This is a genomic window from Nocardioides sp. JCM 18998 (assembly GCF_055391535.1).
This window is the reverse complement of record NZ_AP043886.1, coordinates 1,821,244-1,845,418: the sequence shown is the minus strand read 5'-3', so window position 1 is coordinate 1,845,418 and position 24,175 is coordinate 1,821,244. Positions and strand designations below refer to the sequence as shown.

General features: G+C 71.2%; 18 protein-coding genes and 1 tRNA gene. 6 read left to right on the top strand and 13 right to left on the bottom strand.

Translation table 11 applies throughout. From position 1 onward, the window contains the following. Nucleotides 1-165: 165 nt before the first annotated feature. The 4 genes from pntB to ACZ5L9_RS08645 form a co-directional block, all read right to left on the bottom strand. A complete protein-coding gene (gene pntB, locus ACZ5L9_RS08660) occupies nt 166-1,632 on the bottom strand; it encodes a Re/Si-specific NAD(P)(+) transhydrogenase subunit beta (RefSeq protein ID WP_464536188.1) in 1,467 nt (488 codons plus the stop codon). 2 nt (nt 1,633-1,634) lie between these two features. Further along, on the bottom strand, nt 1,635-3,179 hold the full coding sequence (locus ACZ5L9_RS08655) for a Re/Si-specific NAD(P)(+) transhydrogenase subunit alpha (protein WP_464536186.1): 1,545 nt from the start codon (nt 3,177-3,179) through the stop codon (nt 1,635-1,637). Between the two features lie 166 nt (nt 3,180-3,345). Then, nucleotides 3,346-4,218 carry a TetR/AcrR family transcriptional regulator gene (locus ACZ5L9_RS08650; RefSeq protein WP_464536184.1) on the bottom strand — a complete coding sequence of 291 codons (873 nt, stop codon included), beginning with the start codon at nt 4,216-4,218 and terminating at the stop codon, nt 3,346-3,348. A gap of 63 nt (nt 4,219-4,281) precedes the next feature. Then, nucleotides 4,282-5,679, bottom strand: a complete 1,398-nt coding sequence (locus tag ACZ5L9_RS08645; protein WP_464536182.1) for a flavin monoamine oxidase family protein — start codon at nt 5,677-5,679, stop codon at nt 4,282-4,284. A gap of 168 nt (nt 5,680-5,847) precedes the next feature. Between ACZ5L9_RS08645 and ACZ5L9_RS08640 the strand changes: the two genes are divergently transcribed. Next, the gene (locus ACZ5L9_RS08640) at nt 5,848-7,443 is read left to right on the top strand and encodes an APC family permease (protein WP_464536180.1); all 1,596 of its coding nucleotides are present in this window, start codon (nt 5,848-5,850) and stop codon (nt 7,441-7,443) included. Between the two features lie 117 nt (nt 7,444-7,560). Here the strand turns inward: ACZ5L9_RS08640 and ACZ5L9_RS08635 are convergent, their stop codons facing one another. From ACZ5L9_RS08635 to ACZ5L9_RS08625, 3 genes are all read right to left on the bottom strand, one after another. Then, entirely contained in the window at nt 7,561-9,648 is a 2,088-nt protein-coding gene (locus tag ACZ5L9_RS08635) for an acetate--CoA ligase family protein (protein WP_464536178.1), read from the bottom strand. Continuing rightward, nucleotides 9,645-10,823, bottom strand: a complete 1,179-nt coding sequence (locus ACZ5L9_RS08630; protein ID WP_464536176.1) for an acyl-CoA dehydrogenase family protein — start codon at nt 10,821-10,823, stop codon at nt 9,645-9,647. Before ACZ5L9_RS08630 ends, ACZ5L9_RS08635 begins: the two co-directional genes overlap by 4 nt. Nucleotides 10,824-10,886: 63 nt before the next feature. Next, complete coding sequence (locus ACZ5L9_RS08625; RefSeq protein WP_464536174.1) at nt 10,887-12,347, bottom strand: APC family permease; 1,461 nt, start codon at nt 12,345-12,347, stop codon at nt 10,887-10,889. 192 nt (nt 12,348-12,539) lie between these two features. Between ACZ5L9_RS08625 and ACZ5L9_RS08620 the strand changes: the two genes are divergently transcribed. After that, entirely contained in the window at nt 12,540-13,160 is a 621-nt protein-coding gene (locus tag ACZ5L9_RS08620; RefSeq protein WP_464536172.1) for a TetR/AcrR family transcriptional regulator, read from the top strand. 70 nt (nt 13,161-13,230) lie between these two features. On the opposite strand, the gene ACZ5L9_RS08615 is transcribed toward ACZ5L9_RS08620, so the two are convergent. From ACZ5L9_RS08615 to ACZ5L9_RS08600, 4 genes are all read right to left on the bottom strand, one after another. Continuing rightward, nucleotides 13,231-14,214, bottom strand: coding sequence for an NAD(P)H-dependent flavin oxidoreductase (locus ACZ5L9_RS08615; protein WP_464536170.1), 984 nt, complete (start codon nt 14,212-14,214; stop codon nt 13,231-13,233). Between the two features lie 64 nt (nt 14,215-14,278). Next, nucleotides 14,279-15,238 (bottom strand): DMT family transporter, encoded by a 960-nt coding sequence (locus ACZ5L9_RS08610; protein WP_464536168.1) that lies wholly within the window; start codon nt 15,236-15,238, stop codon nt 14,279-14,281. Then, nucleotides 15,235-16,833 carry a thiamine pyrophosphate-binding protein gene (locus ACZ5L9_RS08605; protein WP_464536166.1) on the bottom strand — a complete coding sequence of 533 codons (1,599 nt, stop codon included), beginning with the start codon at nt 16,831-16,833 and terminating at the stop codon, nt 15,235-15,237. Before ACZ5L9_RS08605 ends, ACZ5L9_RS08610 begins: the two co-directional genes overlap by 4 nt. A 27-nt stretch (nt 16,834-16,860) precedes the next feature. Beyond that, the gene (locus ACZ5L9_RS08600) at nt 16,861-18,465 is read right to left on the bottom strand and encodes an APC family permease (protein WP_464536164.1); all 1,605 of its coding nucleotides are present in this window, start codon (nt 18,463-18,465) and stop codon (nt 16,861-16,863) included. Between the two features lie 153 nt (nt 18,466-18,618). Here ACZ5L9_RS08600 and ACZ5L9_RS08595 point away from each other — a divergent pair, with 153 nt between their 5' ends. Further along, nucleotides 18,619-19,215 carry a TetR/AcrR family transcriptional regulator gene (locus ACZ5L9_RS08595; RefSeq protein WP_464536162.1) on the top strand — a complete coding sequence of 199 codons (597 nt, stop codon included), beginning with the start codon at nt 18,619-18,621 and terminating at the stop codon, nt 19,213-19,215. 115 nt (nt 19,216-19,330) lie between these two features. Next, on the top strand, nt 19,331-20,605 hold the full coding sequence (locus ACZ5L9_RS08590) for a Glu/Leu/Phe/Val dehydrogenase dimerization domain-containing protein (RefSeq protein ID WP_464536160.1): 1,275 nt from the start codon (nt 19,331-19,333) through the stop codon (nt 20,603-20,605). A gap of 132 nt (nt 20,606-20,737) precedes the next feature. Here the strand turns inward: ACZ5L9_RS08590 and ACZ5L9_RS08585 are convergent, their stop codons facing one another. Continuing rightward, entirely contained in the window at nt 20,738-21,391 is a 654-nt protein-coding gene (locus ACZ5L9_RS08585; protein ID WP_464536158.1) for a hypothetical protein, read from the bottom strand. Between the two features lie 182 nt (nt 21,392-21,573). Between ACZ5L9_RS08585 and ACZ5L9_RS08580 the strand changes: the two genes are divergently transcribed. Together ACZ5L9_RS08580 and ACZ5L9_RS08575 are read left to right on the top strand one after the other, a co-directional pair. Continuing rightward, nucleotides 21,574-21,647, top strand: a tRNA-Lys gene (locus tag ACZ5L9_RS08580). A 50-nt stretch (nt 21,648-21,697) separates the two neighbouring features. Continuing rightward, a complete protein-coding gene (locus ACZ5L9_RS08575; RefSeq protein ID WP_464536156.1) occupies nt 21,698-22,585 on the top strand; it encodes a hypothetical protein in 888 nt (295 codons plus the stop codon). 63 nt (nt 22,586-22,648) lie between these two features. On the opposite strand, the gene ACZ5L9_RS08570 is transcribed toward ACZ5L9_RS08575, so the two are convergent. Continuing rightward, nucleotides 22,649-24,103: an NAD(P)/FAD-dependent oxidoreductase gene (locus ACZ5L9_RS08570; protein ID WP_464536154.1), complete on the bottom strand. Its 1,455-nt coding sequence runs from the start codon at nt 24,101-24,103 to the stop codon at nt 22,649-22,651. Nucleotides 24,104-24,175 lie beyond the last annotated feature (72 nt).

Below are 24,175 nucleotides of genomic sequence, written 5' to 3'. Positions count from 1 at the left end.
CTCCCGCACCACCGACTCGGCCCTCCCGCATCGGCGAGGGTCTCGCCGGTGTAGGAGGGCCACGTCAGCGATGTCTAGGGCCGAGTCGACCTTGCCTCAGGGCCGAGTCGACCTTGCCTAGGGGCCGAGTCGGGCGTGCTTGAGGGCCGAGTCGGCGGGGCGGGGTTAGCGGCCGAGGGCGGTGATGATCTCCTCGACCTTGGTCTTGGCGTCGCCGAACAGCATCTGGGTGTTGTCGCGGAAGAACAGTGGGTTCTGCACGCCCGCATAGCCGGTGGCCATGGAGCGCTTGAACACGATCACGTCCTTGGCCTCCCACACCCGCAGCACCGGCATGCCGGCGATGGGGGAGGTCGGGTCCTCGGCCGCGGCGGGGTTGACGGTGTCGTTGGCGCCGATGACCAGGACCACGTCGGTGGACGCGAGGTCGTCGTTGATCTCGTCCATCTCCAGGACGATGTCGTAGGCGACCTTGGCCTCCGCGAGCAGCACGTTCATGTGCCCCGGCAGACGCCCCGCGACCGGGTGGACCCCGAACCGGACCTCCACCCCCTTGCCCTTCAACAGACTGGTCAACTGGGCCACGGCGTGTTGGGCCTGCGCGGTCGCCATCCCATAGCCCGGCGTGATCACCACACTCGACGCGGACGCCAGCAGCTCGGCGGCGGCCTCGGCCTGGACCTCGCGATGCTCCCCGTAGTCCTTGGCCTCGGTGGAGGGGGCCTCGATCCCGAAGCCGCCCGCGATCACGGAGATGAAGGAGCGGTTCATCGCCTGGCACATGATGTACGACAGGTAGGCACCCGAGGAGCCGACCAGGGCACCGGTCACGATCAACAGGTCGTTGTCGAGCAGGAACCCCGATGCGGCCGCGGCCCAGCCGGAGTAGGAGTTGAGCATCGAGACCACGACCGGCATGTCGCCGCCGCCGATGGACATCACCAGGTGCCACCCCAGGAACAACGCCACCAGGGTCAACAGTGCCAGCGTCACGGTCCCACCACCCGTGGTCCCGTCGTCATCCACGGCGACGTAGACGGCTGTCAGGGCCGCGAACACGACCAGGGCACCGATGTTGATGGCGTTCTTGCCCGGCAGCATCAACGGAGCCGACTTGATCCGGGCACTCAGCTTGAGGTTGGCCACGATCGAGCCGGTGAACGTGACGGCACCGATGAAGATCCCGATCGCGATCTCGGCGTTGTGGATGTTCCACAGACTGCCGCCGTCGATGGTGGCGCCACCGGTGAGTCCCTCGACCCATTGGCCCTCGCGGTGTCCGGCCCAGCCGATCAGGACCGCGGCCAGGCCGACGAAGGAGTGCAGCATCGCGATCAGCTCGGGCATGCCGGTCATCTGCACGATCCGGGCACGCCACAACCCGATCACCGCACCGACGATCACGGCGATCAACATCAAGGTGATCGACAACCCACCACCCGAGACGACGTTGTCCATGGTGGTGTCATGGATGACCACAGCACCGGTCGCGATGATCGCGATCGCCATGCCGATGACACCGTAGGTCCAGCCCTGCTTCGCGGACTCGTGTCGCGACAGGCCGGCCAGGGACAGGATGAAGCACAGGGCCGCGACGATGTAGGCAGCGGTCGCGATCGCGTTGACGGTCATGATCAGTTGCCCTTCGAGAACATCGCCAGCATGCGGCGGGTGACGGCGAAGCCGCCGAAGACGTTGATCGAGGCCAGCAGCACCGCGGCCGCGGCCAGGAACTGGATGGTGTGATCACCGATCGCGAGCTGTACCAGCGCACCGACCACGATCACCCCCGAGATCGCGTTCGTCACCGACATCAGCGGGGTGTGCAGCGCGTGCGCGACCTTCCCGATCACGTAGTAGCCGATCACCACCGAGAGCATCAGCACCGTGAAGTGCTGCGGCAGCGGCTGCGGCGCCCACGCCACGATCAGACCGAACACCGCCATCGCCACCAGCGACCAACCCAGCCTTGCAGCAGCGGTCATCGGGGTCTTGGCCTCGAGACGCTCGCCAGCGCTCGCTACGCCCGCGGGGGCCGCCGGTGCGGCGGAGACCTGGACCGGGGGCGGGGGCCACAACACGCTGGAGTCGTGGGTGACGGTCAGGCCGCGCTGGACGACGTCCTCGAAGTCCAGCGCCAGCTCGCCGTCCTTGCCCGGGGTGAGCAGCTTGGCCAGGTTGACCAGGTTGGTGCCGTACAACTGGCTGGCCTGCGCCGGGAGGCGTCCGGCGAGGTCGGTGTAGCCGATGATCGTCACACCGTGCGCGGTGGTGATCACCTCGCCGGGCACGGTGCCCTCCACGTTGCCGCCCTGGGCGGCAGCCATGTCCACGATCACCGAGCCGGGCTTCATCGCGGCCACGTCCGCAGCGGTGATCAGCCGCGGCGCCGGGCGCCCCGGGATCAGGGCGGTGGTCACGATGATGTCGACATCCGCCGCCTGGTCGGAGTACAGGCGTGCAGCAGCATCGTTGTAGGCCTCCGAGGTCGCGGTGGCATAGCCCGTGCCGGACTGCTCCTGGACCTCTTCCACGACGACCGGCAGGTACTCCCCGCCCAGCGACTTCACCTGGTCGGCGACCTCGGGTCGCGGGTCGGTGGCGCGCACGATCGCGCCCAGCGATGAGGCGGCACCGATCGCCGCCAGACCCGCGACACCGGCACCGGCGATCAACACCTTGGCCGGCGGGACCTTGCCTGCGGCGGTGACCTGGCCGGTGAAGAACCGGCCGAAGTGGTGCGCCGCCTCGATCACCGCACGATAGCCCGCGATGTTCGCCATGCTCGAGAGCACATCCAGCGACTGCGCACGGCTGATCCGCGGCACCGCGTCCATCGCCAACGCCGTCACACCCTGCGCCGCCAACGCCTCGAGCAGCTCCGGGCTCTGAGCCGGCGCCATCAGACCCGCCACGTACGCGCCACGACGCAGCCGAGACACCTCCTCGACGCTCGGGCCGTTGACCCGGAACACCACCTCGGCATCCCACGCGTCCTCGGCCGACCCGATCCGGGCACCCGCCGCGACATAAGCCTCATCGGCGAACGACGACAGCACGCCCGCACCCGACTCGACCACCACGTCGTACCCGAGCTTGATCAGCTGCGCGACCGTCGCCGGCGTCGCAGCCACCCGCGTCTCACCGGGACGGGTCTCCCGGGTCACTCCGATCAACATCGAGGCTCCTTCGTCGTGGTCACGGCCGGGTTCGGTCCGCGCGCGTGGCCCGGACTATGCCGCAAACAGCGTCCCATCGATGTGACCGTCGTCATATGGATCGATCAAGCCTGAGACGTCGTCGCCGTGACACCGCTCACAGCCCGCGCAGCCCCCGACGCAGGAGCTAGCCCGGGGCCCGCAGGGAGAAGTGCGGCTCGAAGGCGTCCAGGAGCAGCTCACGCATCCGCTCGGACGTCATGTCGCCGGTCGTCGCGAGGACCTGGATCGCCAGCCCGTCGACCATCGCGGTGAAGCGACTGGCCAGCGCCACCGCGTCGGCGTCGACGCCGTAGCCCTGCTGCTGACACTCACGGATCAGGTCGAGGACGACGTTCCTCCAGCGCGCGTACGCCTCCCGCTGGGGCTCGCGCAGGTCGGGCTCGAAGATCGCCGCGTTCCAGGACTGCATCCAGATCGACCACTCCTCGACGTCCTCGGCGGAGGTGAGCAGCTGGACGTCGATCAGGCGCCGCAGCTTCTCCAGCGGGTCCCGGGTAGTGGCGAACTCATCGGCGAGCCGGCGGTGCAGCCGGTCCGCGTAGTAGAAGAGCGCGCTGCGCAGCGCGTCGTCCTTCGAGCTGAAGTGATAGTGCAGCGTGCCGGGGCTGGTGTTGCACGCCCGCGCGATGTCGGCGACCCGCACGTTGTGGAACCCCTTGCGAGCGATCAGGCGGGCCGTCGCCTCCAGGAACTGCTCGCGCCGGACCTCGGTGTCCATCGGGTCGGCGCGCACTCGCGCGGGGCGCGCCTCGGCCTGGCGCAGGACCTCCGGTACGTCGCCCTCCCCGGTCTTGAGGAACCGCGCGGGCACCTTGCTCACTCGCGCGATCCCCCGGAGCTCGGCATCGCTGAGTCGCCGGCTCCCCCGCAGCGCCTTCGAGAGCGCCGTCGGGTCGAGCCCGATCCGATCGGCGAACACCCGCTGGCTCAGACCCGAGGCACGCACCGCGCGACGAGCACGGTCGGCGACGCCGTCCTGCGGGGGATTCGTTGGCATGGCCCGCATTCTGCGCTATCGCCGTGCCACCGGGGCGGCGACGGTCCACTCGGCCGATCTCCGCTACGGCAACAGCGCCGCCGCGACCTCCTCCGCCGCCCGCTCCCCCGAGGCGATCGCACCGTCGATGTAGCCGTTCCACTCCTCGGCCGTCTCCGTGCCGGCGAAGTGGATGCGTCCCGCGGGGGCGCGCCAGCCGTCCTCGCCGTGCCGGGTCCAACCGCCCGGCCGGAGGTAGGCCTCGTAGCCGCCGCGCGCGAACTCGTCCTCGACCCAGATCCGCTCGGTGTAGTCCAGCGGGTCGGCCGCATCCTCACCGGCAACCCGCACGAGATCGGCGAGCACGGCCGTACGCCGCTGTTGCGGGTCGAGGCGACGCCACGCGTCGTGACGCTCGCCGTACACGAAGCCGACGAGCACGCCGCGGGCGGCGTCGGCCGGGGAGTTGTCGAAGACGACCCCCAGTGCACCGTCGTGGTAGAGCGTCGAGATGCCGGAGTGACCGGCTCCGCGCCAGAACGGGCGGTCGTAGACCGCGTGCACCTTCGCCACCCGACCCATCCGGGCCGCATCCCGCCAGCCCCGGTGCGCCGCGGGCAGCGGCGGAGCGACCTCGATGCCGGACACGGCGTGCGGGGGCATCGCGACGATGACCCGGTCCGTCCGGATCTCGCCCGCGCGGGTACGGACCGTCACCCCGTCGGGGCCCTGCTCGATGCCGGTCACCGGGGTGTCCCGATGCACGCGCTCGCCGAGGACGGCGGCGACCGCGCGAGCCGGAGCGAGCGCGCCGCCGACGAAGCGGCTGTCCTGGGCACAGTCGGAGGTCTCCATCAGCTGGGTGTAGCCGCCGGCCGAGCGGACGTAGAACAGCACGTGGAGCAGCGAGATCTCGTCCGGCTCGGTGCACCACACACCCTGGATCACGAGGGCCAGCCGGGCCAGCGCGTCCTCGTCCTCGGTACGGCTGCGGAACCACTCGCCCGCGCTCTGGGCGTCCAGCCGCTCGAAGTCGCGGGTCAGCCACGGCTGGGCCAGGTCGACGGTCCGCGCGAGATCGTCCAGCTCGGCGGTGATCCGCTCGTAGTCCTCGATCCCCGGGCCGGTCTCGGGCGCGGCTCCGACGTACTCCACCCGGCTGCCGTCCCGCCAGATCTCCACGTTGTGGCCGGCCTCCCAGGTCGGGAACGTCTCACACCCGAAGCGCGTCGCCCAGGCGAGCAGCCGCTTCTGGGTCGGCCCCACCCACTGGCCGCCGTGGTCGATGGCCAGGCCGTCGCGGGCCTCGGTCAGGACCCGGCCTCCGATCCGGTCGGAGGCTTCCAGGACGGCGACGTCGACGCCGAGATCCTGCAGCCGCAGTGCCGCCGCCAAGCCGGCGTACCCGCCTCCCACGACCACGGCGCTCACTCGCCGGGGCAACGGGTGTCGAGGGTCGGCATCGGTTCTGATCTGCGTCATGCGACCTACCTCTATCGCAATATTGGTCAGTGAGTCAATCGTTGCGGAAAAGTAGCCGCGCCCCCTTGACACCCGTCTCCGAGAAAGCAAGATTGAGCAATCATTCAATGTTGCGCGAATCACACACCGCGCTGCGCCGTGACGCACAGAGGGGTCACCACGATCGTCATGACCGACACGACAGAGCACCCGCGGGCGGGGACAGGAACACCGACCGTGCCCGAGGCGGGCACCAAGGGGCTGCGCACCGGCGCCCTGGGGATGGCGACGAGCGTCATCCTCGCGACCGCCTCGGCCGCGCCGGCCTACAGCCTCGCCGCCACCTTGACCTTCATCGTCGCCTACGTCGGGTTCCAGGCTCCGGTGATCGTCGTCCTCGCCTTCGTCCCGATCCTGTTCGTCTCCTTCGGCTACGCCGCGCTCAACCGTGCCGATCCGGACTGCGGGACGATCTTCGTGTGGGCGAGCCGCGTGCTGGGGCCGCGCATCGGCTTCATGGGCGGCTGGGCGATCATCGCCTCGTTCGTGCTGGTGATGGGCAGCCTCGCGCAGGTCGCCGGCCAGTACGTCTTCCTGCTCTTCGGCGCCGACCGGATCGGCTCGGACCCGGCCAGCCCCTGGGTCCTGCTGGTCGGTCTCGCCTGGATCGCGCTGATGACCGCCGTCTGCTACCGCGGGATCGAGGTGGCCGCCCTGGTCCAGCGCATGCTGCTCTTCGTCGAGTTCGCCATGCTGCTGGTCTTCTCCGTGGTCGCGCTGGTGAAGACCTACACCGGCCACGGCGCCGCCGGCTCGGCGCACCCGAGCTGGTCCTGGTTCAACCCGTTCGCGATCGACTCGGCCAACTCCTTCGTCAGCGCCCTGGTGCTGATGCTGTTCATCTACTGGGGCTGGGAGACGGCGATGACGGTGACCGAGGAGACCACCGACGCTCGCCGGATCCCCGGCCGTGCCGCGACCATGTCGACGGTGCTGCTGCTCGCGCTCTACCTCGGCGCGACCATCGCGATCCTCGCCTTCGCCGGCATCGGCTCGACCGGCGTCGGGCTGACGAACCCCGACCACGCCGGGGACGTCTTCTCCGCGGTCGGTGGCGCCGTCTTCGGTACGACGGGTCTCGGCTCGATCGGCTTCCACCTCCTGGTGCTGATGGTGCTCTCCTCGGCCGCCGCCTCGACCGAGACCACGATCCTGACGCTGGGCCGCACGATGCTGTCGATGTCCAGCTTCGGCGCGCTGCCGAAGCCCTTCGCACGGGTGCACGGCCGCTACCTGGTCCCCACCATCGGCACGATCGCGACCGGCCTGGCCGGCGCGGCGTTCTACGTCGTGATGAACTTCCTCGCCGACGGCCAGGTGATCGGCGACGCGGTCTCCTCGTGCGGCCTGATGATCGCCCTCTACTACGGCCTGACCGGCGTCACCGCCGCCTGGGCGTACCGCGGGGCGAAGCGGCGCCGTGAGCTCTGGATGCGCTGCCTGCTGCCCGCCGTCGGTGGCCTCGGGCTGATCGCCGCGGGGCTCTGGAGCCTCTACAACGACTGGAGTCCCGCCTCGAGCTACACCACGTGGACGCTCCCCTTCGGCCCGCGTTGGCAGATCGGCGGCGTCTTCATCATCGGCGTGCTCTCGCTGCTGCTCGGCGTGGTGCTGATGCTGATCTGGTCCCGCGTGGCACCGCGCTTCTTCCGCAACCCGCCTGCTCCCCTCGAGATCAGCCTGGAGCCGCTCGCCCCGCAGGGTGCAGCCGAACCCGTGCACTGAAACCAGGGGCACGCTGGCCTGAACATGCTGGCCTGAACATGCTGGACACGAACAGCGGCGCCGCAGGCCATGGGCCTGCGGCGCCGCTGTGTTCCTGTCGCACGGAGTGCGACCGGGCTAGGCCATCTCGGCCACCGGCTCCTCGAGGTGCGCGCTCTCGAGCTCGACGTGCACCAGGGCGTCGACTGCCAGGGCGCCGGTCGGACCGGTCCGGACCGGATTCAGCTCGATCTCGAGGCAGTCCTCGGGCACGGCGGCGATGAGGTCGGAGACGGCGACCACCAGGTCCGCGAGCTGCTCCAGGTCGGCGGCCGGACGACCTCGCCAGCCGGCGAGGAGCGCGTGTCCGCGCAGGCCGCCGATCATCTCGAGCGCGGCCGCCCGGTCGATCGGCGCCAGCTCGAGGGCCGTGTCGCGCCACAGCTCGGCCTGGACACCGCCCATGCCCACCATCACGATCGGCCCGAGCATCGGGTCGCGCCGCGCGCCGATGATCATCTCGACCACCTCGGGACGGGTGTCCATCTCCTCGAGGACGTAGGTCCCCTCCCCCAGCCGGCCGGCCATCTCGACGTACGCCGCCTCGGCGGCCGCAGCGTCACACAGGCCGACCGCCACCGCGGCGTGCTCGGTCTTGTGCGCGATCCAGTCGGCCTTGAGCACGTACGGCGCCCGCAGCTCCACCGCAGCGGTGCGGACGTCGTCCCGGCTGTGCACCGGCGAGGCTGCCGGGAACCGGACCCCGGCACGTTGCAGGAGGTCGCGGGCACCGAGGTAGCCGGCCTCCGGCAGCGCCACCGGACCCGCCAGGCCGTCCCCCTCCGCCTGCACGCGACCGGGCTGTGCCGCCAGTCGAACCGCTCCGGACAGCGCCCGCGCGGCGTCCTCGACGGTGTGGTGCGTCGGCACGCCGAGGCTGCCCAAGAGGTCGAGCGTGCGGGATCGGGCGCTCATCGCGTGGACCAGCACGGGCTTGCCCACCCGCTCGGCGACCGCGGCGATGTGGCGCGCGACCGCCTCCTCGGCGTCCTGGAGGGCAGGGTTGTGCCGGCCGTAGCTGCCGAAGTAGCCGGTCAGGACGACGGCGTCGACCTCGGCCGCCTCCGCGGCCACCGCCACCGCTCGCGCATAGGCGTCGAGGTCCGCCTCGCCCGCACCGGCCAGGTCGACCGGGTTGCCCACGGCCGCCTCCTCGGGCAGGAAGTCACGCAGCGCGCGCTGGGTGGCCTCGGGCAGGACGGGCGTCTGCAGGGCGGCGGCCGCCATCACGTCGACGCCGAGCGCACCCTGCCCACCGCTGTCGCCGACCACGGCGACCCGCGGACCGGCCGGCATCGGCGCCAGCGTGAGCAGCCGGGCGACGTCGACCAGCTCGGCCGGCGTACGCACGAGCAGCGCTCCGGCCGCCCGGCAGGCGGCCTCGACGACGTCGGTGCTGGACGTGAGCGACCCGGTGTGCGACACCGCCGCCTGCTGGCTGGCGGTGCTGGCTCCCACGGTGAGCAGCAGGACCGGCTTCCCGGCCCGCCGCAGCCGGCGCATCGTCTCGACGAGGCGCGGGCCGTCGGCGAAGCTCTCGACGTAGAGGGCCACCGCTGAGGTGGCCTCATGGCTCGCCAGGTCCGCCAGTGCCTCGGCGGCCGTCACGTCGACCTGGTTGCCGACCGACACGAACCGCGAGACGCCGAGTCCGCGATCGGCGGCCAGGTCGGCGATCTCCGAGCCGAGCTGCCCGCTCTGGGACACGATCCCCAGTCGACCCGCGGTGAACTCGCCCCACGCCAGCTGCAGATCGGTCTCGGCGTCGTAGATGCCGAGGCAGTTGGGGCCGACCATGCGCGCGCCGGCCCGGCGTACCTCCTCGGCCAGCTCGCGCTCGCCGCCGGGCCCGAGCGCGCGGCCCAGGCCGGCGGTGATGCACAGGAAGGCCTTCGCGCCGCGGGCGAGCGCGGCCCGGACGGTGCCGGGCACCGCCGGGGCGGGGACGCACAGCACGACCAGTCCGAGGTCGCCCTCGATCTCGTCCAGCGAGGCGACCGCCGCACGCCCCTCGATCGCGCCGCCACGGGCGTTGACCAGGTGGACCGTACGACGGTGTTCGCCTCGCAGGGCTCCCCGAGCGAGCCAGTGGCCCCACTTGGAGGGATCGGTGGACGCCCCGACGACGGTGACGACCGCGGGGTCGCGGAACTCCGTGAGGCTCACCGGCCGCTCTTCGGCTTCGCGAGGCTGCGCGAGATGATCAGGCGCTGGATGTCGGAGGTGCCCTCCTCGAGCTCCTCGAGCTTGGCGTCGTTCATCCACCGGGCGACGGGGAACTCGCGGCTGTAGCCCCAACCGCCGTGGGTGGCGATGGCCGCGTTGGTGACCCAGGAGGCGTTCTCGGAGGCGACCAGCTTCGCCATCGCGGCCTCCTCGGACGCGGACTCGCCCGCGTCGTACAGCGCCGCGGCGCGCATGGTGAGCAGGTGCGAGGTGTCGACCCGGGCGGCCATGTCGGCCAGCCGGAAGGAGACGGCCTGGTGCTCGATGATCGGCTTGCCGAACTGCTCGCGCTCCCGGGCGTAGTCGAGGCTCACGTCCAGCGCGGCACGTGCCAGACCGGTGGCCGAGGAGCCGATCAGGATGCGCGAGGCGTCGAAGGTGCGCATGAGGCCGTAGAAGCCCTGGCCCTCCTCGCCGATCCGGTTCTCGAGCGGCACCCGGACGTCGGAGAGGAAGACCTCGGCGTTGACGATCGCACGCTGGCCGAGCTTGCGCATCGGCTGGCCGACGTGGAGGCCCTCGGTGTCGCGCGGCACGATGAACGCGGTCACACCACGGGAGCGCAGCGCCGGGTCCACGGTGGCGAAGACGATGAAGTACTCGGCGTACGGCGCGTTCGAGATCCACGTCTTCTGGCCGTTGAGGACGTATTCGTCGCCCTCACGCCGGGCCCGGGTCTGGATCGCGGCGGCATCGGAGCCGACGCCGGGCTCGGTGGTCGCCAGCGCCGTCACCGGCGGCAGGTCGGAGCAGAGCAGGCTCAGCCACTTCTCCTTCTGCTCCGGCGTGCCGAGTGCCTCGATCGGGCCGGCGAAGAAGCCGTTGGAGGTCAGGAAGGCCCCGATGCTGATGTCGCCGTACGCCAGCTCCTGCTGGACCAGCGCCTGGGTGGTCAGGTCGGTGATGCCACCGCCGCCGTACTCCGTCGGCAGCATGAGGTGTGTCAGCCCGATCGCCGAGGCGGACTTCCACAGGTCGAGGGGCGACTCGATGTCGGCTTCCGAGACGGCCTCGGCACGCGGGCGGATCTCGCGGGCGGCGAAGTCGCGCGCCAGGCGGATGATCTCGCGCTGCTCGTCGGTGAGCTGGCGGGCGTCGCGGATGGGGCGGGTCATGGTGGGTTCCTCAGTTCTGTCGGTCGGATGACGGTGCGGGTCGAGCAGGGGGCACGGGTGCTCTCACGCGAGCAGGTCGGCGCGGTCCGCCGAGCCGATCCGGTCGAGCGTGCGGGAGCGGGTGGCGAGCATGACGACGAGAGCCGCGAGGGTGAGCGCGATGGCCGCGATGAAGACCCATGCGACGACCCCGTACGTGCCCTCGGGGAACGGGTGGAAGCTGTAGTAGAAGACGAGCACCAGGGCCGCCATCCCCAGGAGGGCGGAGGCGAGCACCGTCGCGCCGAGGGTGCGCTTGCGGAAGGCGTAGACGCCGGCGGCGATGGCGCACAGGCCGTACGCGGTGACCAGCCAGTAGCCGGCGAAGGTGCCGAGCACGCCGTAGCTGGTGTCGGCGTCGGTGAGCAGGCAGCCGCCGACGCCGATGACGAGGTAGAGCGCGGTGAGCGCGAACACGGCGGCGATCGGAGCCTGGTGCACGGTGCTGACCCGGGCGAGGCCCCGCGGGAGGAGCCCGTCCTTGGCGATCGTGAAGACGACCCGGCTGGTGCCGGCCATGATGCCCAGCGCGGAGCCGAAGAAGCTGATGGCGACGCCGAGGTCGATGATGTAGCCGAGCCAGCCGACGCCGTTGTGGTCGGCCAGGAGGTCCAGCGGGGCCGCGGTCGAGGACAGGTCCAGGCCCTTGAAGCCCAGCACGAAGACGTAGCTGCCGACGACGTAGAGGACGCCGACGGTGACGATCGAGCCGATCATCGAGACCGAGATCGCGCGCTTCGGGTCACGTGCCTCGCGGCCGAGGGTGGCCGCGTGGTCGAAGCCCGCCATCGAGTAGATCGAGAACGCCGTGGTGGCCAGGATCGTGGTGAGCGAGACGCCGTGGAAGTGGAACTGGCTGTGGTCGATCACGCCGCCGGGCGCCTTGAGCAGCACGACGACGAAGAGCAGACAGATCACGCCGACGGTGAGGAACTCGATCGCGAGCAGGGCCTTGGCGGACACCTTCACCTCGCGCAGGCACATCGTCGCGATGACCAGCGTCAGCACGACGGTGGCCACGATCAGGATCGGGGTGCGGCCGCCGTGGACGCCGATCCGCTCCAGCCACGACTGCAGGTAGATCGCGCTGCCGATGACGCACGCCGGCCCGGAGATGACGATCGCGATGACCTGGGCGACGAGCACGAGGAAGGCCAGCGGCCTGTTGCCGGTCTGCGCGGTCAGGCCGTACGTCCCGCCGGTCGTGGTGAAGCGGCGCGCCAGCCAGGCGATGCCACCGCCGAAGCCGAGCACGAGGACCGAGGTCAGGAGCCAGGTCACCCAGCTCATCGAACCGGCCGTCGCGGCGACCGTGCCCAGGGCCAGGCCGAGTGTCGACGCCGGGGCGAGCACGCCGAGCGCGACACCGAACACCGCCCAGGTGGGGGTCACGCCCTTCTTGAGCTGCGGCTCGATGTCGGTGGAGCCGGCGAGGGCACCGCCGGACATCGCGGTCCTCGGCGTGGATTCGGTGGGGCTGGTCATGGCTCTCCCTCGACGGTAACTTGACTGGCGCGTCAGTTATGTATCGTCACCATGATGTGGCCCGCGTCACGACGCGTCAAGGGGATCGCGACGAAGACATCGCCCGATCGGCACCCTGCCGTTGCCCTAGGCTGCGGGAGTCGTCGCCGCGAGCGATGCGAGGTCGCACGGCGATCGAGAGAGGAAGTGGACATGCCCCGCCCGAGCGTGGAAGCCGAGAGGCGCGAGCAGATCCTGCAGGCCACCTGCGAGGTGATCGGCGAGCTGGGCATGCACGAGATGCGGCTCTCCGACGTGGCGAAGCGGGCCGGCGTCAGCTCCGGCACGGTGCACTACTACTTCGACAACAAGCGATCGCTGCTCGTGGCCGCCTTCGAGTACAACTTCGACCGCTCGCTGACGCGGCGGCGGTCCCTGCTGGAGGCCGACCAGCCGCCGCTCGCCCTCCTCGAGGAGCTGATCGGCTCCTACCTGCCGCGCGAGCAGGAGACCCTGGTGGCCTGGAAGGTCTGGGCCGAGCTGTGGGCCGAGGCGATGCGCGACCGCGAGTTCCAGGAGATCAACGAGCGGCTCTACGAGGACTGGCGCCACCTCGTCGCGGAGATCATCGCCCGCGCCCAGCAGGACGGCACCGTCCGCGCCGGCGATCCGCTCCAGCTGGCGAACATGTTCGTCGGCATGGTGGACGGCCTCGCCATCCAGGTCCTCGCACAGTCCTCCCGCATGTCGATCGCCGCGATGCACGACACCCTGCGCTCGTTCCTGGAGCTGTGCGCGGCCGGGGTCGTGTCGGGGGCGTCCGAGCGGCGCTGAGCGGGGCGCCGGGCGTACGACGGGCGCGACTCGTCCGACCGGAGTGGGGTCGGCCGGACGAGCCCGCGGATCAGCCCTTGAGCTCGGCCGGGAGACGCTTGGCGATGATCTCCTCGGCTTCGGCGATGATCGACGCCACCACGTCGGCGCACGAGTCGACGCTGGAGATCAGCCCCTGCGCCTGCCCCGCCCACCACATCCCACCGTCGACGTCGCCCTGCGCCAGCACGCGCTCGCGACCACGCGCCCCCGAGGCGAGATGCGCGACGTCGGCGAACGTCGCTCCGGGCTCGGCACCCAGCCGGGCGATCTCCTCCGAGACGCTGTTGCGGGCCACCCGCGCGGTGTTGCCGAACTCGCGGAAGACGATCTCGGTCGAGCGCTCGTCGTTGGCCACGATCTGCGCCTTCACGTTCTCGTGGATCGGGGCCTCGAGGGTGGCCTCGAACCGGGTGCCCATGTTGATCGCGCACGCCCCGAGGGCCAGGGCCGCGACGAGCCCGCTGCCGGTGGCGAAGCCGCCCGAGGCGATGATCGGGATGTCGAGCGCCCGAGCCGCGGCCGGGATCAGGACGAGCCCGGGCACGTCATCGCCGCCCGGGTGGCCCGCGCATTCGAAGCCGTCGATGCTGACCGCGTCGACCCCGAGCGCCTGGGCCTTGAGCGCGTGCCGCACGGCCACGGCCTTGTGGATGACCTTCACGCCGGCCGCGCGGAACGCCGGCAGGTGCGGGGCGGGGTTGCTGCCGGCGGTCTCGACGATCGTGATGCCCGACTCCACGATCACGTCGCGGTACTCGTCGTACGGCACCGGGTCGATGGTGGGCAGGATGGTCAGGTTCACGCCGAACGGCTTGTCGGTCAGCTCCCGGCAGCGGGCGATCTCCCGGCCGAGCGCCTCCGGCGTGGGCTGGGTCAGCGCGCTCAGGAAGCCGAGCGCGCCCGCGTTCGCCACCGCCGCGATCAGGTCCGCCGTGCCGACGGCGAGCATGCCGCCGCAGACGATGGGGTGCTCGATCCCGAACGTGCGGGTGAACTCGTTGTCGAAGGTCATGCCGTCCCGTTTCTTAATTGGCGCGTCAGTTATATAGGCATGATGGTCGCGGACGCACCTCGGGTCAAGGAGTACGCCGCGCCGGTTCGGCCGACGACGCCGCCAGCTCCACCGGGTTCGCGCAGGGCTCTCCCCCGGGCGTGCCACGCCCCGCCGGCAACCGCTCGCGCACGGCACTGAGCGCCGCCGCGAGGATCAGCACCGCGCCGACGACGACCCGCCAGCTCAGCACGTCCCGTCCGGCCGCGATCGCCACCACCGCCGCCCACACCGGCTCCGTCACCATGATGATCGCCGTCTGGGACGCGGACAGGCGGGTCTGGGCCCAGGACTGCACCAGGATCGTCAGCCCACCGGCCAGGATCGACAGGTAGAGCAGTGCCGCGACGTCGGAGGGCCGACTCGGCAGGACGACGCCGCCGCGCGCCGCGGGGATCAGCATCAGGATCCCGATCGCGAGCAGCTGGATCACCGCCAGCGGATAGGACTGTCCCGGCCGCGCCACCCGACCGAGCACCAGGACGTAGACCGCGTAGATCATCGCCGCCGCCACGACCAGCCCCTCCGAGGCTCCGAACGACCAGCCGCGCAGGGCGAGGGCGGCGACGCCGGCCACGGCCGCGAGGGCGGCACCGCCCAGTCGCGGGGTCAGCGGGATGCCCAGCACCAGGGCGGCGAGGAGCGGCACCGCCACGACATAGAGGGACACCAGGAAGGCGGTCACCGTCGGGCTCGAGCCGACCAGCCCCACGAACTGGAGCCACTGCGCGGCGCCGTACAGCACGCCGAGCGCCACGCCGGCCCGGACGGTACGGCGATCGGCCGCCCGCACGGCCCGGGGCCGCAGGATTCCCAGCACGACGCCTGCGAGCAGGAACCGCACCGCGAGGTAGTCGGTGACCGGGACCCGGGTGAGGAGGTGCTGGGTGACGGTGAAGCTCGACCCCCAGATCATGCTCATCGCCACCAGCGCCGCGGCCGCGGTCACCCGCCCCGCGACCGCCGGGCGCCCGGGTTCGCTCACCTGAGGCCGTCGAACGCTCGACCGCTCTCCCGCACGTGGATCAGGGTGGGCCGATCGGCGTCGAGCGCGGTCTTGACCGCGAGCGCCACCCGCTCCGGCTCGTCGGCCCTGACCCCGAGGCACCCGAGCGACTCGGCGAGCGCGACGAAGTCCGGGTGACCCAGCCGCACCGCGTGGACGGGCTCGTCCCGGTCGACCATCTCGTTGTGGATCTCGCCGTACCCGCCGTTGTCGACGACGATGACGGGCAGGGCGATGCCGAGCTCCGCTGCCGTGGCCAGCTCGGCGACCGAGAACATCAGTCCACCGTCTCCCTGCACCACCACCACGGCTGCGCTCGGGTCGGCGACCTTCGCGCCGATGCCCGCCGGGAGGGCGTAGCCGAGCGTCCCGGCGCCGGTCGGGAACAGGAACGATCGGGGTCGGTGCAGCCGCGCGTTGGAGAGGAAGCCGTAGTAGCCGGCCATCGCGTTGTCGACGGCGAGCACGGCGTCCCGAGGCAGGACGCCGGCGACGGCGTCGACCAGATCGGTCCACGCCGCGCCCTCGACCGCCGCATCGGCCAGGAGCCGCTCGCGCCACGCCTCCACCCAACCGGTCGCGGGCCGAGCGCGAGCCGCGGCCACCAGTGCCTCGAGCGCGGCGCCGGCATCGGCGACGACCGCCCAGCGCGGTGCGAGGTTGGTCGCGATCGAGGTGGCGTCGATGTCGATGCGCACGGTCTTCGCGGCGACGTCGGGCAGACCGCTCCACCAGTCCGTCGAGGCGAGCTCGGTGCCCACCGCGAGCACCAGGTCCGCGGACTCGCAGAGCTCGATCGCCGCGCGGTGCTGGAGCCCGGCGCCGACGGCACTCGGGTGGTCCTCGGCCAGGACGCCCTTCCCGTTCGTGGTGGTGAGCACCGCCGCGTCCAGGCGCTCCACCAGGGCGCGCAGCGGCGCGGCTGCCGACGCGGCACCGCCGCCGGCGACGACCACCACCCGATCGGCAGCCGCCAGCGCCGCGGCCACCTCGGCGATCACCTCGGCGCGCGCCGCGACGACCGGCTGCGCGACCGGCGGGACGACCTCGGCCTCCGCCACGGCATCGAGCAGGTCGAGCGGGATCTCGAGGTGCACCGGCCGCGGCCGGCCGCTCAGCATCAGCGCGAACGCCTGCTGGGTCGCCAGCGGGATCTCCTCGACGGTGGAGACACGGATGCTCTCGCCCAGGATCGCCTCCATCGCCAGGCTCTGGTTCCGGATCTCGTGCAGCAGCCCGTTGCCGCGGCCGGGGTGGCGAGTGGGCATCCCCGGGGAGATGAACAGCACCGGCACGGAGTCGGAGTACGCCTGCGCTGCCGCGGTGGCGGCGTTGAGGATGGCCGGCCCGGTGGTGGTCACGACCACGCCCGGGCGTCCGGTCGAGCGGGCGTAGCCGTCGGCGGCGTATCCCGCGCCCTGCTCGTGCCGCGGCGAGACGTGCCGGATGCCGAGCTCGTGCAGGGCCGCGTAGATCGCGAGGTTGTGGGTGCCGGGGATGCCGAAGACGGTGTCGACACCGTGCGCGGCGAGGGCCGCGACCAGGGCGCGACCGCCGGTCATGAGTGACTGCACGTACTGTTCCTTGGATGGTCGGGGTCGTCAGGCGGCGGTTCGGCGCAGGCGGCTGCTGCCGATCGCGGCGAAGCAGGCGCCGACCGCGATGAACAGCAGCAGCGGCACCACCTGGCTCAGGGTGTAGCCGAGCCGGTCGTGGGCGAACCCGTCCGGCAGCCCGTCTGCCGAGGAGCCGCCGGTGCCGAACCAGCCGATGCCGAAGCCGGGCCAGACGAGCACCACGACGGTGAAGACGACCAGTGCCGTCGTCACGCCCGCGACCAGGCGCACGCCCCACAGACCGCCGGGCACCCGGTAGGGACGTGCCGTGTCGGGGTCACGCCGGCGCAGCACGGCCAGGGCGGGGAAGGTGACCGCGTAGGAGATGAACGTCGTCGAGATCGCCAGACCCAGGCTCGCGGTGAAGTACTTGCTCAGGTCGCCGCTCGTCAGCCGCAGCGAGACCACCAGGATGATGCTGGCGATGATCCCCGACAGCACGTTGACCCGGACCGGCGTGCCGAAGCGCGCCGAGATCTTGCCGAGGTACGCCGGGCCGCCGCCGTCCGCACAGGCGACGGCCTGGCCGCGGTCACCACCCATCGCCCAGGTGATGCCGCTGGTGAGCAGCGCGATGATCAGTCCGAGTGCAGCCACCTTGCCGAAGAAGGCGCCGGCGCCGGTCAGGATGACCGTTCCGTCGGACTGCACGTGGCCGCCGTAGATCGTGAAGACGGCCTTGCAGGCGTCGATGAAGCCGCCGAGGTTGCTGATCTCCCCGGCCGGGAGCACCAGCAGGATGCCGAGGATCGGTGCACCGTAGAGGAAGACCGTCGCGATGCCCGAGCGCAGCACCGAGAGCGGGATGTCACGGACGGGGTTCTCCATCTCCTCGGCGGCCGCGGTCGGCAGCTCGAAGCCCACGTAGTTGAAGATCAGGAACGGCACCAGGGCGATGAACCCGGTGTACGTGGGGACCGCGTCGTGTCCGTGCACGTGCGCGACGCCGTGCTTGATCGCGTAGAGGACCACCGAGATCGTGAAGAACGTCAGCAGCACGATCCTGGCCAGGGCCCCGATCGTGGGGATCCACTTGCCGATGTCGAGCGACAGCAGCACGGCCAGCGTGCCCGTCCAGATGAAGACCAGGCCCGCGACGTAGAGCCAGGCGCCGGGCAGCGGCGCGAAGAACTGCTGGAACGTCTGCAGCGACAGGACGCACAGGGTGCCGCCGACCCACAGCGGGTTGGAGACCCAGTAGAGCACCTGGTTGACCGAGGCCACCGCGCGGCCGAAGGCGAGCCGGGTCCACACGTACGGGCCGCCCTCGAGCGGATACGCCGATCCGAGCTCGGCCACCAGCAGGCCGTAGGGGACGAAGAAGACGATCCCCAGGACCACGAGCCAGGTCAGGCCCTGCAGGCCGCTGGAGGCGACCGACCCGATGGTGTCGAGACCGACCAGGGTGCAGACCAGGAACAGCACCACGTCGGTGCGCCCGAGGCTGCGACGCAGCAGGCCGCGCTGCTGCTCCCACTCCCCCGACAGCGACTCCGGGCCCTCCGCGGCGCCCGAGGCCCGCGGGGCGTGGCCCGCGGCATGCGGGGCGTGCGGGGCGGGCGCGGGCACGCGGCCCGTCGTATCGGTCATGACGCCTCCAGGACGTGAACGGTTCGCTCTACTGACTTGCCATACAGTTACGGAGCGCCCAGAGTGCCGTGGGTCACATCTCCTGTCAATGGGTCAGCGTCCGCGGCGGTGGTTCTCGACGCCGGACGCCACCACGTCCCCTACCCTCACCACGTGCCCCGCAGCCGGAAGGACCCCGACCTCCGCCGCGAGGAGATCCTGCGCGCGACCGCCGAGCTGGTCCGCAGCCGAGGAGTCCACGCCGTCCGCATGGCCGACGTGGCCAGCGTCCTCGAGGTCAGCACCGCGCTGGTGGTCTATCACTTCGGCACCAAGGACCACCTCATCGACGCGACCTTCCGCTGGGCTGCCCAGGAGGATCTCGTCCGCCTCGACGAGCTCACCGGCCGTCGCTCGAGCGCGTTGGAGCGCCTTCGGGTCGTCATCGAGTGGTACGCGCCCACGGGCGAGGCCAAGGGTTGGGAGCTGTGGATCCACGGCTGGGCGGCGGCACTGACCGATCCGGCACTGCGCCAGGTGGGCCACGAGCTCGACCTGCGCTGGAAGGAGGCCCTCACGACGGTGATCCGTGACGGCGCGGAGTCCGGCGAGTTCACCGTGGCGGACCCTCGCGCCGCGGCATGGCGCATCACCGCGCTGATGGACGGCCTCGCCGTCCAGTCGATCGTGCACCGCGGACTGCAGAACCGGGAACAGTGCGCCACCTGGGTGCGCGACTTCGTCGAGCGCGAGCTCGGCGCCAGGCTCTGACGCCGCATTCGAGGTCTGACACCGGGCGCCGACGCACCCGGATCGACCGTTGACACGTCTACCCTCGTTACTGCATCGTCATTCAGTAACCGATGGAATGACAAGGATGGCCGCGATGACCACTGTTGAGCTTGCTCCCGCCTCCGATGACCAGATCGAGGTCACCTCGAGGCGAGGCTCCCACCTGGAGATCACCTGGACCGACCCGGTCAGTGGCCGGCACGGCTACGTCGTGATCGACCGGCTGTTCCGTGGCGTCAGCAGCGGCGGCCTGCGGATCCGCCAGGGCTGCACCCTGGAGGAGGTGCGTGGGCTCGCGCAGGGCATGACCCGCAAGGAGGCGCTGCACTACCAGCCCGCAGCGCGCTACATCCCGCTGGGCGGGGCGAAGGGCGGGATCGACTGCAGCCCCGACGACCCGGGTGCCGAGGGCATGCTCGAGCGCTTCCTGACCGCCGTACGGTGCATCGTCGAGCAGCACTGGACCACCGGCGAGGACCTCGGCGTACGCCAGGACACCATCGACGAGGTGTGCACCCGGATCGGGCTCACCAGCTCGATCCAGGCCGTCTACCCGCTGCTGGCCGACACCGAGGAGGCCCAGCAGCGACTGGCCGACGCCTTCGCGATCGACGTGGACGGCGTCGCGCTCCCCGAGCTGGTCGGCGGTCTCGGCGTCGCGCAATCGGCGCTGACCGCCCTCGCCCACGACGGCATCGACCCCCGCCGAGCGCGCGCGGTGATCCAGGGCTTCGGCTCGATGGGCGGCGCCACGGCACGCTACCTCGCACGCGCCGGCGTCAGCATCGTCGGCCTGGTGGACGCACGCGGCACGATCGTGAATGAGAACGGCCTCGACGTCGAGCGCTACCTCGCCACCCGCAGCCCGTTGGGCGAGCTCGACCGATCGCAGCTCGGTGTGGGCGATCGCGACGTCGCCGACGGCGACTGGTGGTCGCTGGACTGTGAGGTCCTCGTGCCGGCGGCCGTCTCCTACTGCATCACCGAGACGGAGGCACGCGAGGTCCGCGCCCGGATCATCGCCGAGGCGGCGAACATGCCGGTGGTGCCCACTGCCGAGGCGTTGCTGCAGGGGCGCGGCGTACGGATCGTCCCGGACTTCGTCGCGAACTCCGCGACCAACGCCTGGTGGTGGTGGACCCTCTTCGGAGACATCGGCGCCGACGCGGCCCAGGCCGAGCGGAAGATCCGCGGCTCGATGGAGGAGCTGGTCGAGCGGATCCTGACCGATGCCGACGCCGCGGCGATCAGCCCGCGCCAGGCGGCGCAGGCCATCGTGGACGCCAACCTCCGCGCGATCGAGCGCAGCTACGGCACCGCCGCGCAGGACGTCGAACGCGGCGGCGCGTCCTCCTCCAACGCGCGCTGACCCGGCCGGTCGCCGGCTGGCCCATCGGCCGGGTCATGTCGTCCTGAGTGACATGGCCCGGCATGGGAGGCGCCGCCGTCGGACGGCCCGAGCCGGGGTGCTGAGCCGGGCTGAGGCTCGGCGATCGGTCCCTCAGCTCGCGGGCTTCATGACGAGCGGCTTCGCCGCGGCCGGGACCTTCCCCGCCGGTGTCACGGCGAACGCCTTGGTCACGGCGGTCGTGCTCGCCGAGCAGCCCGTGCTCGACTTCACCGAAGCGGCCGTGAAGTTCTGTGGAGTGCCCGGGACCTGCTTGTAGATCTGCGAGCCGGGGATGGCCGGGTTCGCCGTGATGATGGCCGCCTGGAAGGGGGCCGACCCCGCGGTGTACGCGTACCCGGTGCCGGCGCAGCCCGCCTGCGGGTAGTAGATCGACGTGATCAGCGCGATCGCGTTGGCGGTGGTCGGGTCGTTGTCGTATAGCAGGATCGTGCCGTCGCCCATCCGCACCATCGGGTAGACGCCGCTGTAGAACCCGACCGACTCGCCGATGACCGTGCCGTTCTGGTCGACGAAGTTGAACCGGCCGGCCGGACCTCGTGGCCCGGTCGAGCCGGCATGGCCGAGCTTCTTCTTCACGTCCTTCGCCAGCTTGGCAGTGGTCACGCTCCCCGACCCGAGCTCACGACTCGTGATCGTGCCCTTGGCCAGGTCCTTCCCGTGGATCAAGCCACCTGCGGCAGCGAGCCCGCCCGACAGGATCAGTCCGACGAGTGCACCGACGACGATGTAGACGATCTTGCGCATGGGCCCTCCGAGGTCTCCCGCCGTGGACGGCACTCGCCCACCGCCTGCCAGTCTTCGCCCGGGCCACCGCGGGCGCATGGCCAGAATGGGTGAACCGTCCACGCGGGGCCTCGGGCAGCTCGCCGGTCGACGCTGCGCCACCGGGTCGGCGGACGGCTGCGGGTGCTCGGTAGAGTTGCGCCGCCCCGTTAGCTCAGCTGGTTAGAGCAGCGGACTTTTAATCCGCGGGTCGTCGGTTCGAGCCCGACACGGGGTACTTCCGCAACATGCCGTCGGGCGTGCGGTCGCGCGCCTACGCTTCGAGACATGAGTGACATGGACGGCGCTGGACGGCCGGCCGACCTCTTCGACCAGTGGCTGGCCCATCACGAGGGCCGCCCCGAGGGAGCTCCGGCCGAGCCTGCCGAGGAGCAGGCGGTCGACGAGCACCGTACGAGCGGGCCGGTGGTCGACGGCACCGATGCCGACGTGACCATGCTGGACGCGGAGTCCCAGCCCGAGCCCGAGCCCGTACCTCGGCCTGAGTCTGTACCTGGGCCTGTACTGGACGACCAGCCGTCCGGCGATCACAACGTGGCCGCCGCCCGGGTCCTGGCGGCCCTGCACGCCGACGAGCAGGCCACCGAGCCGGAGCCGAGCACCGTCGCAGCAGCCGAGGCGGAGGCGGAGCCGATCGCCGAGGTCGCACAGCCGACGCCCGTACGCGCCGCGCACGAGGCCGTCGTCACCCCGGCCGGGCCCGCGACGCCCGCGCCCCATCCGGCGAAGGCGCTCCCGCAGACCATCTTCTTCAAGCCGCGTGCCGACACCCAGCGGATCCTCGGCCTGCTGCTGCTCGTCCTGCTGGCGCTGACCGCGGGCGCGGCCTGGTGGGCGTGGCAGGACCGCGGCGCGATCAGCGTCGCGATCGCCGCGATCGTCGCGCTCACCACCGCCATCGTCTGGGCCACCCGGACCAGCGCGACGCCGACGCACCTCACGCTGCACGGCAGCGAGCTGGAGATCGTCCGTGGCGGTAGTCGCGCTCTCTTCGACCTGGCCCATACCCAGGTCGAGGTCAGGGGGCGGCCGGGTGCCCGCGGGTGGCGGGTGCTGCTCCTGCGCCGCTCGATGGGCCCCTACGTCATCGACTCCTCGATGGTCGACGCGCGCGAGTTCACCTACGTGCTGCGCTTCTTCCACCCGGAGGTCTGAGGCACCCCGAACGTGCGAGCGCCCCGGCCGATCGGCCGGGGCGCTCGCACGTACTGCTGACGGTCAGTGGGCGGCGACGCCGCGCTCGCCGGCGTCGGTGAGCCGGGCCTCCTCGGCGGCCTGCTCCTCGAGCTCGGTGCGGCGCGCCTCCTGCAGGCGCTCGGTCTCGCCCGGCTCGGAGACCAGGCCCGCGGCACCGCCGTCGACCTGTTCGAGCGCCTGACGGGCGAAGACCTGCTGCAGCGTGGTGGTGCGCTCGCTGCGGTCGCGGCCGAGGAACGAGATCGACCAGCGCAGCACCGCGGTGACCCGGTTCTTGAAGCCGGTCAGGTAGGCGAGGTGGACGACCAGCCACATCAGCCAGGCGATCAGGCCGGTGAAGCGCAGCTTGCCGACCGTGGTGACGGCCTTGCCGCGGCTGATGGTGGCCATCGAGCCCTTGTCGAAGTACTTGAACTCGGTCGGGCGCGGCTTGCCGGCGAGGTCGGCCTGGATCGCCTTGGCGGCGAACTTGCCGCCCTGCATCGCGACCTGCGCGACACCGGGGAGGTTCTTGAGGCTGATCATGTCGCCGACCACGAAGACCTCCGGGTGGCCCGGGAGCGTCAGGTCGTCGTTGACGGAGATCCGGCCGGCACGGTCGAGCTCGGCGCCGGTCTGCTCCGCCAGCGTCTTGCCCAGCGGCGAGGCCTGCACGCCCGCGGCCCAGATCTTGGCGACCGCGTCGATGCGGCGGGTGCTGCCGTCCTTGAACTTGACCTCGAGACCGCGCTCGTCGACGGCGGTCACCATGCCGCCGAGGACCACCTCGACGCCGGCCTTCTCGAGCGCCTTCTTGCTGTACTCGCCGAGCTTCTCGCCGAACGGCGGGAGCACCTGCGGCGCGGCGTCGACCAGCACGACGCGGGCCGTACGGGAGCTGATGTGGCGGAAGTCCTGCTTGAGCGTACGGCGGGCGAGCTCGGCGATCTGGCCGGCCATCTCGACACCGGTCGGGCCGGCGCCGACGACGACGAAGGTCAGCAGGTCGTCGACGTTCTCGCCGCGGGCGGCGCCGAGCTCGGCGAGCTCGAAGGCGCCGAAGATGCGACCGCGCAGCTCCAGGGCGTCGTCGATCGACTTCATGCCCGGGGCGAACTCGGCGAAGTGGTCGTTGCCGAAGTAGGACTGGCCGGCCCCGGCGGCGACGATCAGCGAGTCGTACGGGGTGACCGAGACGCGGCCCAGCAGCTCACTGGTGACGGTCTTGTTGGTGAGGTCGATGCCGGTGACGTCGCCGAGCAGGACGCTCGCGTTCTTCTGCTTGTGCAGGACGTCGCGGGTCGCCGGGGCGATCTCGCCCTGGGAGAGGATGCCGGTCGCGACCTGGTACAGCAGCGGCTGGAACAGGTGGTGCGTCGTCTTGGCGATCATCGTCACCTCGACGTCGGCGTGCCGGAGCGACTTGGTGCCGAAGAGGCCTCCGAAGCCCGAACCGATGACGACGACCTTGTGCTTACCTGCCTGGCTGGCGGCCATGCCAATCCCTCTCTCAGTGATCCCTTGGATCGTTCAACACCTATTCTCGCGCGGCGATGCCTGCTATGCCAC

Coding starts and splice junctions, on each gene's coding strand:
- pntB (WP_464536188.1), bottom strand. CDS start 1,632: ATGACCGTCAACGCGATCGCGACCGCTGCCTACATCGTCGCGGCCCTG.
- ACZ5L9_RS08655 (WP_464536186.1), bottom strand. CDS start 3,179: ATGTTGATCGGAGTGACCCGGGAGACCCGTCCCGGTGAGACGCGGGTG.
- ACZ5L9_RS08650 (WP_464536184.1), bottom strand. CDS start 4,218: ATGCCAACGAATCCCCCGCAGGACGGCGTCGCCGACCGTGCTCGTCGC.
- ACZ5L9_RS08645 (WP_464536182.1), bottom strand. CDS start 5,679: ATGACGCAGATCAGAACCGATGCCGACCCTCGACACCCGTTGCCCCGG.
- ACZ5L9_RS08640 (WP_464536180.1), top strand. CDS start 5,848: ATGACCGACACGACAGAGCACCCGCGGGCGGGGACAGGAACACCGACC.
- ACZ5L9_RS08630 (WP_464536176.1), bottom strand. CDS start 10,823: ATGACCCGCCCCATCCGCGACGCCCGCCAGCTCACCGACGAGCAGCGC.
- ACZ5L9_RS08625 (WP_464536174.1), bottom strand. CDS start 12,347: ATGACCAGCCCCACCGAATCCACGCCGAGGACCGCGATGTCCGGCGGT.
- ACZ5L9_RS08620 (WP_464536172.1), top strand. CDS start 12,540: ATGCCCCGCCCGAGCGTGGAAGCCGAGAGGCGCGAGCAGATCCTGCAG.
- ACZ5L9_RS08615 (WP_464536170.1), bottom strand. CDS start 14,214: ATGACCTTCGACAACGAGTTCACCCGCACGTTCGGGATCGAGCACCCC.
- ACZ5L9_RS08600 (WP_464536164.1), bottom strand. CDS start 18,465: ATGACCGATACGACGGGCCGCGTGCCCGCGCCCGCCCCGCACGCCCCG.
- ACZ5L9_RS08590 (WP_464536160.1), top strand. CDS start 19,331: ATGACCACTGTTGAGCTTGCTCCCGCCTCCGATGACCAGATCGAGGTC.
- ACZ5L9_RS08585 (WP_464536158.1), bottom strand. CDS start 21,391: ATGCGCAAGATCGTCTACATCGTCGTCGGTGCACTCGTCGGACTGATC.
- ACZ5L9_RS08575 (WP_464536156.1), top strand. CDS start 21,698: ATGAGTGACATGGACGGCGCTGGACGGCCGGCCGACCTCTTCGACCAG.
- ACZ5L9_RS08570 (WP_464536154.1), bottom strand. CDS start 24,103: ATGGCCGCCAGCCAGGCAGGTAAGCACAAGGTCGTCGTCATCGGTTCG.